Here is a 13,840-nt window from a genome sequence, read left to right as displayed (position 1 = left end):
CCGCGAAAGGTGCGGGCGGCCGGTGGGGGCCGCTGGGGTCAGCCCGCGACGACGGCCTCCGCCGCCGCCACACCGCAGACCCGGGCGGCGCCGTACGTGGCGATGTGCGTGGCGCCGCGCGGTGCGGCCTGCGGCAGGCCCATCTCCACGACGACCGTGTCGGAGCGGGCGGCGATCAGGGTGTCGAGGGCGGAGCCCATCCAGGGGTGCCGGTGCTCGTCGCGGACCACGGCGACGATGCGGCGGCCGTCGGCCGCGGTGAGGGCGTCGGTGCCCGCACCGTCGCCGGTGAAGGAGCCGGCGGTGGTGCCGGGCAGCAGCCGCTCCAGCTCGGCGGCCACGCCCCACGGGGTCTGGTCGCCGACGGCGATGTTGCGCTCCGGCTCGAACTGGGCGACGTACACGGGGGTGTCGAGCGGTGCGGCGGCGCCGGTGCGGGTCACGCGCAGCGCGCGGCGGGCCGCGACGAGGCCGATCTCCGGCTGCGCAGCGGTGTCCCCGCCGCTGCGGGCCCGGGCCGTCCAGCGGGCCAGGTCGCGCACCCGGGCGGCCGCGTCGGCGAGGCGCTCCTCGGGGAGTTCGCCGGAGCGTACGGCGGCCACGAGCGCGTCCCGCAGCCCCAGTACGGTGCCCTCGTCGCACAGTCCGCCGCCGACACAGATGGCGTCGGCACCGGCCGCGATGGCGAGGACCACGCCGTGCTCCAGGCCGTAGGTGCCGGAGATCGCGCGCATCTCCATGCCGTCGGTGACGATGAGGCCCTGGTAGCCGAGTTCGCCGCGCAGCAGGTCGGTGAGGATGCGGGAGGAGAGGGTGCCCGGCCGGTCGGGGTCGAGGGCCGGGACGAGGATGTGCGCGCTCATGATCGCCCGGGTGCCGGCGGCGATGGCCGCGCGGAACGGGGGCAGTTCGCGCTCGTACAGCGTGTCGGCGTCGACGTCGATGCGGGGCACGGCGTGGTGGGAGTCGACGTTGGTGTCGCCGTGGCCCGGGAAGTGCTTGGTGCAGGCGGCGACGCCGGTGGACTGCAGGCCCTCGACCCAGGCGGCGGTGTGCCGGGCGACCAGGTCGGTGCTCGCGCCGAAGGAGCGCACCCCGATGACGGGGTTGTCGGGGTTGGCGTTGACGTCGGCGGAGGGCGCCCAGTCGAAGTTGACGCCGCAGGCGGCCAGGCGCCGGCCGAGCTCGCGGGAGACGGCCCGGGTCAGGTCGGGGTCGTCCACGGCGCCGAGGGCGTGGTTGCCGGGGAAGGAGGAGCCGGTGCGCACGTCGAGGCGGGTGACGTCGCCGCTCTCCTCGTCGATGGCGACCAGCAGGTCGTCCCGCTCGGCGCGCAACTGGCCGGTGAGTGCGGTGACTTGCTGCTCGGTGACGACGTTGCGGCCGAACAGGGCGACGGAGGCGAGGCCCTCACCGAGACGGCGGCGTACCCATTCGGGCGCGGTGGTGCCGTCGAACCCCGGCTGCAGCACCGCGAGGGCGTCCCGGGTGAGGGTGTCAGGGCCGGTGGCGAGTGTGGTCATCGGCGGGGTCATCCCTTCACGGCGCCGTCGGTGAGACCGCTGACAGCCTTGCGTTGCAGGAAGATGAAGAGGATCAGGATGGGCAGCGCGAACAGGGACGAGGCGGCCATGGTGGCGCCCCAGTCGTCGCCGAAGGCGGTCTGGAACTGCGACAGCCACAGCGGCAGGGTCTGCTTCTCGATGTCCTTGTTGAGGATCAGGACGAGCGGGAACTCGTTCCAGGCGGTGATGAAGCCGAACAGCGAGGTCGCCATCAGACCGGGAGCCAGCAGCGGGAAGATGACCTTGCGGAAGGCCTGGACGCGGGTGCAGCCGTCGACCATCGCCGACTCCTCCAGCTCCTTCGGCACGGCGGCGACGTAGCCGCGCAGCGTCAGGATGGTGAGGGGCAGCACCATCATCGTGTAGAAGACGGTGAGCGGGACGAGGCTGTCCAGCATGTCGTTGTCACGGACGATCATGTAGATGGCGATGATCATGACCTCCCAGGGGGCCATCTGCGCCAGCATGAACGTCACGATGAGCCCGCGCCGGCCCTTGAACCGCATCCGCGCGAGGGCGAACGCGGCGAACAGGGCGATGACGAGCGAGAACAGTACCGAACAGACGGTGACGGTGACGGAGTTGAGGACCAGCGTCCAGAAGTGGTCCGCGTGGACCGCCTTCTTGAAGTGGCTGAGGGTGACGTCCGTCGGGAACCACACCGGGTTGTCGGCGATGATGTCGCCGGTCGGCTTGAAGGCCGTGGCGAACATCCAGTACACGGGGAACACGAAGCCGACGAAGAGGACGACGGCGGTCGCGTTGGGCCAGATACGGCCGAAGAGCGAGCGCTTCACAGCTCGTCCTCCTCTTGCTTGAGAACCATGCGCAGGTAGTACGAGGTAAGGAGGAGCAGCACCAGGATGGTGAGGAAGGAGATCGCCGCGCCGACCCCGAAGTGCTGGTTGCCGACGCCCTCGACGTAGGCGTAGATCGGCAGGGTCTCGGTGAGGCGGTCGGGGCCGCCCTCGTTCATGGCGAAGATCTGCGGGAACGCCTTGAAGACCCAGATGACCTCAAGGAAGGTCGTGGAGTACAGGAAGGGCCGCAGGAACGGCAGGGTCACGGAGGTGAAGCTCTGCCAGGCGCCGGCGCCGTCGAGGGAGGCGGCCTCGTACAGCTCCTTGGGGATCGTGGTGGTGGCGGCGTACAGGTTGATCGCGACGAACGGGATCGACTGCCAGACGATGAGCAGCGTGACCACGGAGAAGGTGGAGAACTGGGTGCCGAGCCAGTTGTAGTCGGCCATGGAGTGCCAGCCGAGCTTGTCCAGGACCCAGTTGACGACGCCGAAGCGCTGGGCGAACAGCCACTGGTAGACGGTGGTGGCGGCGATGACGGGCATGGCCCAGGCGAGCACGACGCCCACCAGAAGGGTGAGCCGCATCTTCTTGCCGAGGCGGGCCAGCAGCAGTCCGATCAGGGTGCCGAACACCATGATCAGGGCGACGTTGGCCGCGGTGAAGAAGACCGAGCGCTCGACGACCTTCCAGAAGTCCGAACCGGTCAGGACTTCCTTGTAGTTGTCGACCCCGTTCCACTCGGTGAGGTGCTGGATGAGCTGGCGCGGGTTGAGGTTCTGGAACGACAGCATGCCGTTCTTGACCAGGGGCCAGCCGAGCAGGACCAGGGTGGCCAGCAGTGCGGGCAGCAGGAGCAGGTAGGGGGCGGCGGCACCGCGGCGGGACGGGGACCCGGAGTCACGGTCCGCTCCCCGCGGCGGCCCCGGTATCCGGGCCTTGCGGACAGCGGGCTCCCCGGCCGTGTCCGTGCCTTTGGTCTGCACTGACATGAGTTGCCATCTCTTCCGTGGCCGTACGAGCTCCCCGCGCCGTATGTGCGAACGGCACAGGGAGCCGGGGGCACCTGCCGCGGCGCCCCCGGCGGGTCATCAGTTCTGCTGGGCCAGGCGCTTGTCGATCTCGGACTCGACGTCCTTGGCGGCGGCCGCCGGAGCCTTGCCGTTCAGGACCGCGGTCATGTACGACTTGATCGGGTTCGGGGTGTTCTCCACCGCGGCCCACTCGGGGATCAGCGGGGTGGTGCCACCGACCGCGGCGCCGGGCGCGGCGGCCTCGGCGACGGCGTTGCCCTTGAGGTTGCTCTGCAGCGACGTCTTGTTCGGCACGATGCCGCTGATCTTGGCCAGTTCGCCCTCGTACTGGTCGGACAGGGCGACCTTCAGGAACTCCTTGGCCAGGGACTGCTTCTTGCTGTTCTGCGCGACGGCGAGGTTGGAGCCGCCGAGGAAGACGCCCTCGGGCTTGTCGGCGGTGACGCCGGGGATGGTGAAGTAGCCCAGGTCCTTCTCGATGGCCTTGTTGGCCTGGACGGCGGTGCCCGCCTCCCAGCCCATGCCGATGAAGGCGCCGGTCTTGCCCTTGGCGAAGACCTGGGCCTGCTGCGGGGTGGCCTCGTCCTTGTCCTTGGGGGCCTTGGAGTAGGAGGCGTACTTCTTGTAGATCTCCATGGCCGCGGAGACCTTCGGGTCGGCGAGGTTGGAGACGTACTTGTCGCCCTGCTTCTTCACCAGGTCGCCGCCCTGGCCGATGATCAGGCCGTCGAGGAAGTACCAGTTCTGGCCCGGCAGGTAGATCGGCTCGGCGTCGGTCTTCTTGCCGATGGTGTCCAGGTCCTTGAAGAACTCGTCCCGGGTCTTCGGGGTGTCCTTGATGCCGGCCTGGGCCCAGATCTTCTTGTTGTAGATGACGACGCGGTTGGCGAAGTACCACGGGGCGGCGTACTGCTTGCCGTCGTAGACGGAGGACGCCGAGACCGACGGCGTCCAGTCGGCGCCGATGTCCTTCTTGACGTCGCTGAGGTCGGCGAGGCCGCCGGTGGCCGCGTAGGCGGGGGTCTGGGTGTTGCCGACCTCCAGGACGTCCGGCGGGTTGTCCTCGGAGAGGGCGGTGGTGATCTTCTGCTGGATCCCGTCCCACTTCTGGATCTCGAACTTCACCTTGGCGCCGGTCTTCTTCTCGAACGCGGCCTGGACGTCCTTGGTCCACTGCGGCGGCGCGGAGCCGTCCATGGTCCAGACCGTCAGCGTCTGGCCCTTCCAGCTGTCCGGTCCCGCGTCCTTGCCGCTGTCCTTGCCGTCGTTTCCGCCACACGCCGCAACGGAGACCATCATGCCCGCGATCACGATCGCGGAAGCGAGCTTGCGCTTCACGCCACCCTCCTCAGGGATGCCACGTACCCCCCACGCCCTCGGCGGTGACCTGCGTACGACGCTGTTGCACGTAGGGCTCGGGACCTGGCCACTAGTGGTGTAGACCAGTAGGGTGGAGCTTGGCCTAGACCTTTCGGGGTGTCAAGGGTGGTCCGGGAAGCCGATTCCGGCCGTTACGAGAACGTCACCGGAGGGCGTCCGTCCGCATCCGCCCCCTTCGTCCCGGCTTCCGGCGCGGCTCGGCGGTTGGACTAGACCATAGGGCAGTTGGTCGCTATAACGGGAGCCCATCGACACAGCCGGGAAGGCAGGCATGACCACCGACGTCAGCAGCGCCCAGCCGCGCGGAGGGGCGCCCGGCCGCACCGCGCGCGTGCCGAAGTACTACCGGATCAAGCAACGGCTGCTCGCCATGAGCGAGGCGCTGGAGCCAGGTTCGGCCATGCCCGCGGAGCGTCTGCTCGCCGTCCGGTTCGACACCTCGCGGACCACGATCCGGCAAGCGCTCACGGAACTCGTGGGCGAGGGCCGGCTCGACCGGATCCAGGGCAAGGGCACCTTCGTCGCCCAGCCCAAGCTGTACCGCACGCTCCAGCTCACCTCGCACACCGAGGACATGCGCGCCCAGGGCCTCACGCCGGCCTCGCAGGTGCTGGACATCGGGGAGATCCCGGCGGACGGGAAACTCTCGGGCCTGCTCGGCATCGGGCTCGGCGAGCGGGTGCTGCGCATCGAGCGGCTGCGGCTGGCCAGCGGCGCTCCGATGGCGATCGAGACGACCCATCTGTCCGCCCGGCGCTTCCCCGGGCTGCGCCGCTCACTGGCGACCCACCCCTCGCTGTACACGGCGCTCGGCGAGGTGTACGGCGTCCATCTCGCCGAGGCCGACGAGACCATCGAGACCTCGCTGTCCACCCCGCGCGAGGCGCAGTTGCTCGCGACCGACGTGGGCCTGCCGATGCTGCTGCTGTCCCGGCACTCCCGGGACGCGGAGGGCACCCCGGTGGAGTGGGTGCGCTCGGTGTACCGCGGTTCCCGCTACAAGTTCGTCGCCGCCCTGCGCCGCCCTGCGCCGCGCCCGGCGCAGGGGTGAACGCGCCGGCCCCGCCCGGCGGGCGCGCTCAGTCCAGGAACGCCGTCTCGATCCAGCGCCGCACCGCCCGCGGACGCATCCGGTGCAACCGGTCCACCGTGTCGGCGACCTCCTGCGCACCGCCCACCGACAGGAACTTCTCCCGTACCAGGTCGGCATGGCCCGCCCGGGTCTCCGGGCCGGCCGCGCCGAGCGGGATCAGGCGGGTGCGGCAGACCGTGCGGCCGTCGGTCAGGCGTACGGTGACCCGGGCGCCGGTCGCCTTGGTGGACCGGGAGAAGTCCCGGCCGTCGGCCGACAGCGTGCCCACCAGGTCGACCAACTCGTCACCACCGAAGCCGCGCAGCCACGGCACGGCCAGCTGCCCGGCCTCGCGCACCGCCTCGCCGAACGGCGCGTCGGACAGGAAGAGTTCGCGGGTCATCTCCGTGTCGTGCTCCAGCCGGATCCGCCGCGCCAGTGCCCATCGGTCGGGGTCGTCCACGTGCGGCGAGGAGAAGTCGTCCACACCGAAGGAGCCGGTGAGCAGGGTGGTCGCGACCGGGTAGGGCACGTCGAGGACCAGGGCGCCCAGCGGGGAGCCGGGTCCGGTGACGTACTGGGCGGCCCGCTGACCCGCGAACAGCGTGTACAGGGACGCCTCGACGACCACCTCGGCCACGTCCCGTGGCCGCAGCGCCCCGAGTTCCCGGTGGATCTCGGCCGCGCAGTCCACGGCCGCGTCGATGCCGGGGCCGCCCGGGTGCATCTTGAACGACAGGGTGTCCGTGTGCCAGCGGCGGCCGAGCCCCTTGGCCACCGCCTGCGGCAGCGGCACGGTCGCGAACCGGGCCAGGAAGCCGTCGCTGTGCTCCATGATGTCGGGCGCCCCGCGCAGCCCGGCGTGCGCGGCGTCGCAGGCGTCCATCGCGGTGCGCACCGGGGTGAAGGTGTTGAACAACCGGGCGTCGCTGGCCAGGAAGGCGCGCATCAACGGCCAGTTGGGCATCGCGAAGGCCAGCCCGAAGGCGTTCTCGAACAGGGTCGCCGGCGCCCTGTCGCAGTGCAGCCGTCCGGCGACCGCCCCGGCCAGATGGGTGTGTACGGCGCTCTGGCCGCGCAGTGGTCCGAGCGTCGCGGAGGCGGTGATCCGGGCCGCGCACTCGTTGGCCGCGACCACCGCGGTGAGCAGGGACAGCCCGTCCAGCTGCCGGGCGTAGGCGAAGGCGAGCGGCACCGCGACCGTGGAGTTGGACAGATGCCCGGCGTACGCGGTGTCGTCCAGGTTGAGCCAGGAGCCGAGCGCGGCGAAGACCCCGGCGGCCTGGCGCGGGTCGCGCTGCATGGGGTGTCCGAAGGCGGCCACCAGCCGTCTGCCGAGCGGGTGTTGCAGGCCCGCGCGGATGGAGGCGATCTGCGAGAGCACCTGGCTCGCGGCGAGCTTCAACACCCGGCAGGGGATGTCGCCGGGCCGCAACGTCGCGGCCCAGTGGGAGAGTTCGCCGAGCGGGGTGTCGGCCAGGGCACGGCCGCGGGCGGCCCGGGCCGGGCCGCGGTACGGCTCGCCCCAGTCGGCGCACAGCGCTCGGGCGACGCTCTCCGCGAGGACGGCGGTCATGGCGGACACCTTCCGTACGTGCGTCGGGGGGGCGGGAACACGGCTGCGGGAGCACCGTCGCCCGGTGCTCCCGCTGTCCCCGGTGGTGTTACGCGGCCGGAACCTTGTCGAGGAAGCCGTAGACGCCCTTGATCCGGCCGGCGGCGTCGGCGACCAGGACGTCGAAGCCGATGGCGATCGGCTCGGTGCCCGGCTCGGTCACCAGGCCCCACTGGAAGCGGGCCTGGTCGTGGTGGGCGTCGACGGTGCCGTGCAGTTCGAAGGTCAGGCCCTTGAACTGGTCGCGGGCGCCGGCCACCACGGCCCCGAAGCCCTCGTGGCCCTCGACCGCGACGAGCGGGTCGATGTACGGGGCGTCGGCGGTGAACAGCTCGGCGATGGCCGCGGCACGCTTGTCGGCGTCCGCCTCGTTCCAGATGGCGAGGTAGCGGGTGACGGTGGTGGTCAGATCGCTCATGCGGTCGTTCTCCTCTTGTGTCGCTCAGCGGTTTTCTTGCGGTGGGTGGCTGGTCAGGGGGCGGCCGGCGCCCACACCGGGAGGGCTCCGGGGAGCACCTCGAAGGTGGCCGTGGCGCCGATGCCGTGCTGGTACTCGCCGTCGTGCTCCAGCGGGAGCCTGCGGCCGTCGGTGCGCTCGACGGTGATCGTGCGCCCGCGGGCGTACACGGTCGCCGGATGACCCATGTGGCGTGCGTTCAGGGTCAGTTCGGGCACCTCGGCCGCCGGGACGCCGCCGCCGATCACACAGACGTCGAGCAGCCCGTCGTCCAGCAGCGAGTCGGGCAGCACCAGGAACCGGCCGCCGCGGTACCGGCCGCCGCCGACGTTGGCGAGGACCGTGGGGCCCTCGTGCACCACCCGGCCGTCGACGGTGACCCGGCCCGGGTACGGCCGGTAGCCGGCGGCCGTGTCGGCGTAGGCGCGGGCGTACCGCTCCCGGCCCTTCAGCGGCAGGTCCTTGGCGGTGATCAGCGCGTCGGCGATCACCCCCGAACAGGCCCCCAGGTACACGTAGTTGCGGGTCTCGGCGAGCCGGGCCAGGTCCAGCCGGCGCGGCCGGGCGCTGCCACCGATGCCGGAGTCGGTCAGGACCGCCTTCAGGGACTCGGTCCAGGGCCTGTCGCCCCAGAGCATCTTGTAGCCGGAGTTGCCGGTGCCGCCCGGCACCACCGCGAGGGTGGCGTTCCCGGCGGCCGGCACGAGTCCCTGCACGGCCTCGCGGACCGTGCCGTCGCCACCGATGACGACGACCAGGTCGGGGGTGCCGGGTGACGCCTCGCCGGACCGCTGGAGCGCCCGGCGTACGGCGAGCGTGGCGTCGCCCGGACCGGTGGTCAGGTGCACCTGCGTCTGCTCCAGGTAGGAGGCACACAACTGCCGTACCTGGTCGACCAGTTCGGGCGAGTGGCTGCCGGATGCGGGGTTGCCCAGGACGAGGGCCCGGGTCGGAGACGGAGCTGCGGTGTCTGCCATGTCGGGCTCACTCCTTCGTCGAACGGCACCTGGGCGACCGGGCTGTCCGATGTGCCCCCGGTGCCGCGGCGTCACCCACTGTGCCGAGGGCCGCTGTCATGACGCTGACACGGCGCTGACGCGCAGGCGGTGTCAGCGGGCGATCAGCGGGCCGGGTTCACATGGCGGCGGTGCGTTGGCACCGACTTCCCCGTCCCGTCGACCGGAGTGAGGCCGCCATGACAGCGCCGGCGTATCCGACCCTGCCCCTGAGCCGCTACACCGCTGAGTTCCGTCAGGAGGCGGATCGTTTCGCGGAGATCGCGCGCACTGTCCCGCCGGCCGAGGAGGTGCCGGCCTGCCCGGGCTGGACGCTCGGCGACCTGGTACGGCACGTGCGTCAGGGGCATGACTGGGCGACGACGATCCTGGCCACCCGGAGCACCGGGTTCATCATGCCCGGCGACTCGGGCGCGGACGACGGCGACCGGAGCTGGACCGAGCGGGTGGCCGCGCTGGGAGCGCGGGGGGCCGCCGAGGAGGACCACCTCGCGGACCCGGACCTGCGGGCGCGGTTCGTCACCGAGGGCGCGGACCGGCTCGTCGAAGCGATCGACGGGGTGGGGCCCGAGGTGCCGATCTGGGCGCCGCACGGCAAGCAGAACAAGGAGTTCTGGCCGCGCTGGGCACTCTTCGAGACGGCCGTGCACCGGGCCGACGTCTCGCTCATGACCGGGGTGCCCTTCGAACCGGCCACCGATGTCGCCCTGGACTGCGTGGACTTCTGCCTGAGCGCCTTCGGGGTGCCGGAGGCCCGGCCCTTCCTGTCCCCGCTCTTCTCCGAGGTGCCGCGCGGCGGCGAGACGCTGTGCTTCCGCTCCACCGAGGCGGCGGGGAAGGGCACTTCCCACTGGCTGATCACCTGTGCCCCCGAGGGGGTGCGGGTGTCCCGCGACGCCGAGGACGGCGAGGGTGCCGACGTCGGCGTGCTGGCCACGCCCGCAGATCTGCTGCTGGTGGTCAAGGGCCGGCTGCGGCCGCAGGACCCTCGCGTGTCCGTCCGGGGCGACCGTGCGCTGCTGGACTTCTGGTTGAGCCACGCCATCTCCTGAACCGAGGGTCACCGGCGTGCGCCGGCAGGAAGGGCCCGGGGCCGTCGAGATGTCTCGACGGCCCCGGGCCCTTCCTGCCGGACGGGGTCACCAGGTGACCGGCAGCTCATCCAGTCCGTAGACGATCGTGTTCTCGCGGAAACGGACCTCCTGCTCCGGCACGGCCAGCCGGAGCGTGGGGAAGCGGGTGAAGAGGGCACTCAGGCACACCTCCAGCTCCATGCGGGCCAGCGAGGCGCCGGGGCACAGGTGGGCGCCGAAACCGAAGGCGAGGTGGCCGGAGGCGTTGCGGTGGATGTCGAGGCGGGCGGCACCGGGGTAGACCGACTCGTCGTGGTTGGCGGCGGGGATCGCGACGATCACTCCCTCGCCCTTGCGGATCGTCGCCCCGCTCAGCTCGACGTCGTCCACGGCCGCGCGCACCTGGTTGTCCTGCGAGATGGACCAGTAGCGCAGCAGCTCCTCGACAGCGGGCTTGAACAGGGTGGTGTCGGCCCGGAGTTCGGCCAGCTGGGCCGGGTCACGCAGCAGGCTGAGCACGCTGAGGCTGATCTGGTGGGCCGTGGTCTCGTGCCCGGCGACGAGGAAGAACCGGGCCATGGCCACGAGGTCCTCGTGGGTCAGCTCGCCGCTCGCGACATACCGGGTGGCCAGCCGGCTGATCAAGTCGTCCCGCGGTGCGGCGGTGCGCTGCGCGGCGAGCCGGTCGAGGAACTGCGACATCTCCACGAACGCCGCGTACGTCTCCTCGGGGCCGGCCTCCTGGGAGAGGATGACCCGGCTCTGCTCGGTGAAGTCCGCCTCGTCCGCCTCCGGCACGCCGAGCATCCGGGCGATCACCAGCGCCGGCAGCCGGACCGCGAAGTTCTCCACCAGGTCGACCGGGCGGGGGCCCGCCTCCAGCTCGTCCAGCAGCTGCTGCACCAGGAGTTCGACCTCGGGGCGCAGGGCGCGGGTGCGGCGGGCGGTGAACTCGGTCATCGCCATGCGGCGCAGCCGGCCGTGCTCCGGGTCGTCCATGCGGCTGAAGGACATCACACCGGGCTCTGGCGGCAGCTGGATCCGGATCGGGAAGCCGGGCTGCTGGTCGTCGGAGCTGAAGCGGTCGTCGTTGAGCACCTGGCGCACGTCCGCGTGGCGGGTGACCAGCCAGGCCTCGCCACCGCGTATCCGCACTCTCAGCGGGGGTCGCTCGCGCAGGGCCGTGTAGGCGTCCGGGGGCGCGTAGGGGCAGGAGCGGGGCATGGGCCAGGTGGGGAGTTCTGGCATGGGGTCCTCCGTCGGGTTCGGCTGGGTACGGCTGACGGGCACGCGGGGCTTCTTCTCGCGTGCCCGTCCGGTGGGTTGTGCTATGCGCCGTAGGGGTTCGGGGTGTGGGCGGCTACCGGTTCATCGTGGTTGTTCACGCAGTTCCCCGCGTCCCCGAGGCATCTGCCCCTCCTTGAAAGGATCAGGAGGCTTCCGCCTTTCGCGGCAGCAGTTGCACCAGTACGGCCACCAGGGCGCAGATCCCCGCCTGCACCACCAGGCTGGTGGCGAAGGCGTGGGCGTAGGTGTGGGCGCCGGGGTGGTGGCCTGCGACACCGAAGAAGACGACGCCGATCACCGCGATGCCGATGGCGTTGCCCATCTCCTGGGCGGTGGAGAAGACGCCGGAGGCGGCGGCCGCGTGGTGCGGGGCCACTCCCTCCAGGACCAGCGAGGCGAGCGGGGCGACGACGAAGCCCATGCCGAAGCCGGAGACCACCATCGCCGGGATGCACCAGGCGACGCCACCGCTGCTGTCCAGGTGCCAGGCGGTCGCGGCCAGGGCCACGTTGCCGACCGCCTGGATCAGTGCGCCGACGGTCAGGACCTGCTTGCCCAGCTTGGCCGCGGCCTTCGGCGCCTGTGCGGAGCCGATGAAGAAGCCGAGGCCGAGCGGGATGAACAGCAGACCGGACCGGAGCGCGGACAGGCCGCGCCCCTCCTGCAGATACAGCGCGAGGACCAGGAAGAAGGAGGCCATCGCGGCGAAGAACACCAGCAGGGAGACGACGCCGACACCGAACGACCGGTCCTCGAACAGGCTCGGGTGGACCAGCGGCGACTTGTCGCGGGCCGCCTTGCGGCGCTGGGTGTACCAGAACAGGGCCAGCAGCGGCACCGCCGCGATCAGGCACTCCCAGGTCCAGGTCGGCCAGCCCTCCTCACGGCCCTGGACGAGTGGCAGGACGATGGCCGTGAGCCCTGCGGTCACGAGGACCACGCCGGTCCAGTCGAGGCCGGTGCGGCCCTCGGCCCGGGACTCGGGCACCAGCTTCGGGCTGAGCAGCAGGACGACGGCGCCGATCGGGGCGTTGATCAGGAAGATGGTCCGCCAGTCCCAGCCGAAGATGTCGGCCTTGATCAGCAGGCCGCCGATGAGTTGCCCGAACACGGCCGAGGCACCCATCGTGATGCCGTAGGCGTTGAACGCGGTGGCCCGGGCCTTGCCCTTGTACGCGGTGGTCAGGATGCCGAGGACCTGTGGGATGACCAGCGCGGCCGCGGCACCCTGCACCGCGCGCGCGACGATCAGCTCGGCCATGTTCGGGGCGATGCCGCAGGCCAGCGAGGAGAACGTGAACAGGGCCAGGCCGATGGAGAAGACCTTCCGGCGGCCGTAGAGGTCGCCGAGCCGGCCGCCGGTGATGAGCATGGCGGACAGGCCGATGTTGAAGGTCGCGGCCACCAGCTGGATCTCGGCACTGGTCGCGTGCATGTTGCGCTGGAGCGACGGGATGGCGACGTTGACGATGAAGAAGTCGACGTTGGCGATGAACAGGCCGGCCAGCACGACCAGGAGCGCGCCCCAGGCGGGCTTGCCTTCGGCCTCCTCGATGTCCGGGGGCGGTGCGGCCGAGGCCGCGCTGCCGGTCAGTTCCGCTTCGGTGGTCATGGACGACCCTCCTAGGTCGTTTCGTGCTGGTGGGGGGCGTGCCGAAGGGCGCCCGCCAAGCGCGACGGGGCACGGGGCGGCACTCGGTGCGACAGTCTCCCGAGCACTTTCCCGCGCCCCGCTGACACGGCGCTGACGCGGAGCCCGGCGGCTCAGCGCGCGGCCGCCGCGGCCAGCCGCTGGAGCCGGTGCGCGAAGTGCGCGGTGACGGCCTGGGCGTGGGTGTCGATGTAGAAGTGGCCGCCCTCGTACTCGTTGTGTCCGAGGTGGCGCGGGGTCCGGTCGGCCCAGTGGGTCATGGCGTCCGGGGCCTCCTGGAGCGGGTCGCTGCGGCCGCCGTAGGAGGCGAGCGGGCAGGTGACGCCGGCGCCGTCGTCCTCGTACTGGGCGGCGACGCGCAGGTCGGCGCGGAGCGCGGGCACGACCAGGGCGAGCATCTCCGGGTTGTCGTAGATCTCGGCCGGGAAGGAGCCCAACTTCTTTATCCATTCGACGAGTTCGGGCTCCGGCATCCGGCTCTGCTCCGCGGTCGGCTGGAAGAAGCCGACGGGCGACCAGCCGGACATGCCGACCATGATCGGTGCCGGCCCGCCCTCCTGCTCCATCTTGATCGCGAGCCGGAACGCCAGCTGGGCGCCGAGGCAGTGCCCGAAGAAGGCGAACGGCCGCTCGTCCAGGTCGTCCAGCACCGCCTCGTGCAGGGCGTCGAGCAGCGGCCAGAACTCCTCGTAGGTGGGCTCGTCGCGGCGGTTGTGCCGGCCGGGCAGGGTGACGGCCTGCGGGGCGATGTCCGGCGGCAGCAGACGTTCCCAGTCGCGGTAGATGATGGCGCCGCTGCCCGCGTGGGGCAGCATGAACAGCCTGATCGAGGCGTCGGACGAGGGCTCCACGGGGTGGAACCAGTGTCCCTCGCTGGACATCTGGCTGCC

12 protein-coding genes are annotated in these 13,840 nt (G+C 71.4%); 2 read left to right on the top strand and 10 right to left on the bottom strand.

Annotated elements, in window-relative coordinates:
• Nucleotides 1-38: 38 nt before the first annotated feature.
• The 4 genes from ADK64_RS05685 to ADK64_RS05670 form a co-directional block, all read right to left on the bottom strand.
• Complete coding sequence (locus ADK64_RS05685; RefSeq protein WP_053655432.1) at nt 39-1,523, bottom strand: glycoside hydrolase family 3 protein; 1,485 nt, start codon at nt 1,521-1,523, stop codon at nt 39-41.
• Nucleotides 1,524-1,531: 8 nt separating this feature from the next.
• On the bottom strand, nt 1,532-2,362 hold the full coding sequence (locus ADK64_RS05680; RefSeq protein WP_053655430.1) for a carbohydrate ABC transporter permease: 831 nt from the start codon (nt 2,360-2,362) through the stop codon (nt 1,532-1,534).
• Complete coding sequence (locus ADK64_RS05675) at nt 2,359-3,357, bottom strand: carbohydrate ABC transporter permease (protein ID WP_053655428.1); 999 nt, start codon at nt 3,355-3,357, stop codon at nt 2,359-2,361. The genes ADK64_RS05680 and ADK64_RS05675 overlap by 4 nt, the downstream gene beginning before the upstream one ends.
• Before the next feature lie 99 nt (nt 3,358-3,456).
• Nucleotides 3,457-4,737 (bottom strand): extracellular solute-binding protein, encoded by a 1,281-nt coding sequence (locus tag ADK64_RS05670; RefSeq protein ID WP_053655426.1) that lies wholly within the window; start codon nt 4,735-4,737, stop codon nt 3,457-3,459.
• A 313-nt stretch (nt 4,738-5,050) separates the two neighbouring features.
• On the opposite strand from ADK64_RS05670, the gene ADK64_RS05665 reads away from it, so the two are divergent.
• On the top strand, nt 5,051-5,830 hold the full coding sequence (locus tag ADK64_RS05665; protein WP_053655424.1) for a GntR family transcriptional regulator: 780 nt from the start codon (nt 5,051-5,053) through the stop codon (nt 5,828-5,830).
• Between the two features lie 28 nt (nt 5,831-5,858).
• Here the strand turns inward: ADK64_RS05665 and ADK64_RS05660 are convergent, their stop codons facing one another.
• The 3 genes from ADK64_RS05660 to ADK64_RS05650 form a co-directional block, all read right to left on the bottom strand.
• The gene (locus tag ADK64_RS05660; protein ID WP_078992499.1) at nt 5,859-7,427 is read right to left on the bottom strand and encodes an MmgE/PrpD family protein; all 1,569 of its coding nucleotides are present in this window, start codon (nt 7,425-7,427) and stop codon (nt 5,859-5,861) included.
• Nucleotides 7,428-7,515: 88 nt separating this feature from the next.
• Nucleotides 7,516-7,884 (bottom strand): nuclear transport factor 2 family protein, encoded by a 369-nt coding sequence (locus ADK64_RS05655; RefSeq protein WP_053655422.1) that lies wholly within the window; start codon nt 7,882-7,884, stop codon nt 7,516-7,518.
• Between the two features lie 53 nt (nt 7,885-7,937).
• On the bottom strand, nt 7,938-8,900 hold the full coding sequence (locus tag ADK64_RS05650; protein ID WP_053655419.1) for a diacylglycerol/lipid kinase family protein: 963 nt from the start codon (nt 8,898-8,900) through the stop codon (nt 7,938-7,940).
• A 218-nt stretch (nt 8,901-9,118) separates the two neighbouring features.
• On the opposite strand from ADK64_RS05650, the gene ADK64_RS05645 reads away from it, so the two are divergent.
• Nucleotides 9,119-9,991 carry a maleylpyruvate isomerase family mycothiol-dependent enzyme gene (locus tag ADK64_RS05645; RefSeq protein ID WP_053655417.1) on the top strand — a complete coding sequence of 291 codons (873 nt, stop codon included), beginning with the start codon at nt 9,119-9,121 and terminating at the stop codon, nt 9,989-9,991.
• An 87-nt stretch (nt 9,992-10,078) separates the two neighbouring features.
• Here the strand turns inward: ADK64_RS05645 and ADK64_RS05640 are convergent, their stop codons facing one another.
• From ADK64_RS05640 to ADK64_RS05630, 3 genes are all read right to left on the bottom strand, one after another.
• On the bottom strand, nt 10,079-11,260 hold the full coding sequence (locus tag ADK64_RS05640) for a cytochrome P450 (protein WP_063789859.1): 1,182 nt from the start codon (nt 11,258-11,260) through the stop codon (nt 10,079-10,081).
• A gap of 181 nt (nt 11,261-11,441) precedes the next feature.
• Nucleotides 11,442-12,911: an MFS transporter gene (locus tag ADK64_RS05635; protein WP_078992497.1), complete on the bottom strand. Its 1,470-nt coding sequence runs from the start codon at nt 12,909-12,911 to the stop codon at nt 11,442-11,444.
• A gap of 152 nt (nt 12,912-13,063) precedes the next feature.
• Entirely contained in the window at nt 13,064-13,831 is a 768-nt protein-coding gene (locus ADK64_RS05630; protein ID WP_053655991.1) for a thioesterase II family protein, read from the bottom strand.
• Nucleotides 13,832-13,840 lie beyond the last annotated feature (9 nt).

The sequence above is a fragment of the Streptomyces sp. MMG1121 genome, assembly GCF_001280015.1.
In the GTDB taxonomy this organism is placed as follows: domain Bacteria; phylum Actinomycetota; class Actinomycetes; order Streptomycetales; family Streptomycetaceae; genus Streptomyces.
Note: the sequence above shows the minus strand (reverse complement) of the source record. Positions and strands in the feature narration are given on the sequence as shown.

Coding starts and splice junctions, on each gene's coding strand:
- ADK64_RS05640 (WP_063789859.1), bottom strand. CDS start 11,260: ATGCCAGAACTCCCCACCTGGCCCATGCCCCGCTCCTGCCCCTACGCG.
- ADK64_RS05675 (WP_053655428.1), bottom strand. CDS start 3,357: ATGTCAGTGCAGACCAAAGGCACGGACACGGCCGGGGAGCCCGCTGTC.
- ADK64_RS05685 (WP_053655432.1), bottom strand. CDS start 1,523: ATGACCACACTCGCCACCGGCCCTGACACCCTCACCCGGGACGCCCTC.
- ADK64_RS05650 (WP_053655419.1), bottom strand. CDS start 8,900: ATGGCAGACACCGCAGCTCCGTCTCCGACCCGGGCCCTCGTCCTGGGC.
- ADK64_RS05660 (WP_078992499.1), bottom strand. CDS start 7,427: ATGACCGCCGTCCTCGCGGAGAGCGTCGCCCGAGCGCTGTGCGCCGAC.
- ADK64_RS05645 (WP_053655417.1), top strand. CDS start 9,119: ATGACAGCGCCGGCGTATCCGACCCTGCCCCTGAGCCGCTACACCGCT.
- ADK64_RS05635 (WP_078992497.1), bottom strand. CDS start 12,911: ATGACCACCGAAGCGGAACTGACCGGCAGCGCGGCCTCGGCCGCACCG.
- ADK64_RS05665 (WP_053655424.1), top strand. CDS start 5,051: ATGACCACCGACGTCAGCAGCGCCCAGCCGCGCGGAGGGGCGCCCGGC.
- ADK64_RS05655 (WP_053655422.1), bottom strand. CDS start 7,884: ATGAGCGATCTGACCACCACCGTCACCCGCTACCTCGCCATCTGGAAC.
- ADK64_RS05630 (WP_053655991.1), bottom strand. CDS start 13,831: ATGTCCAGCGAGGGACACTGGTTCCACCCCGTGGAGCCCTCGTCCGAC.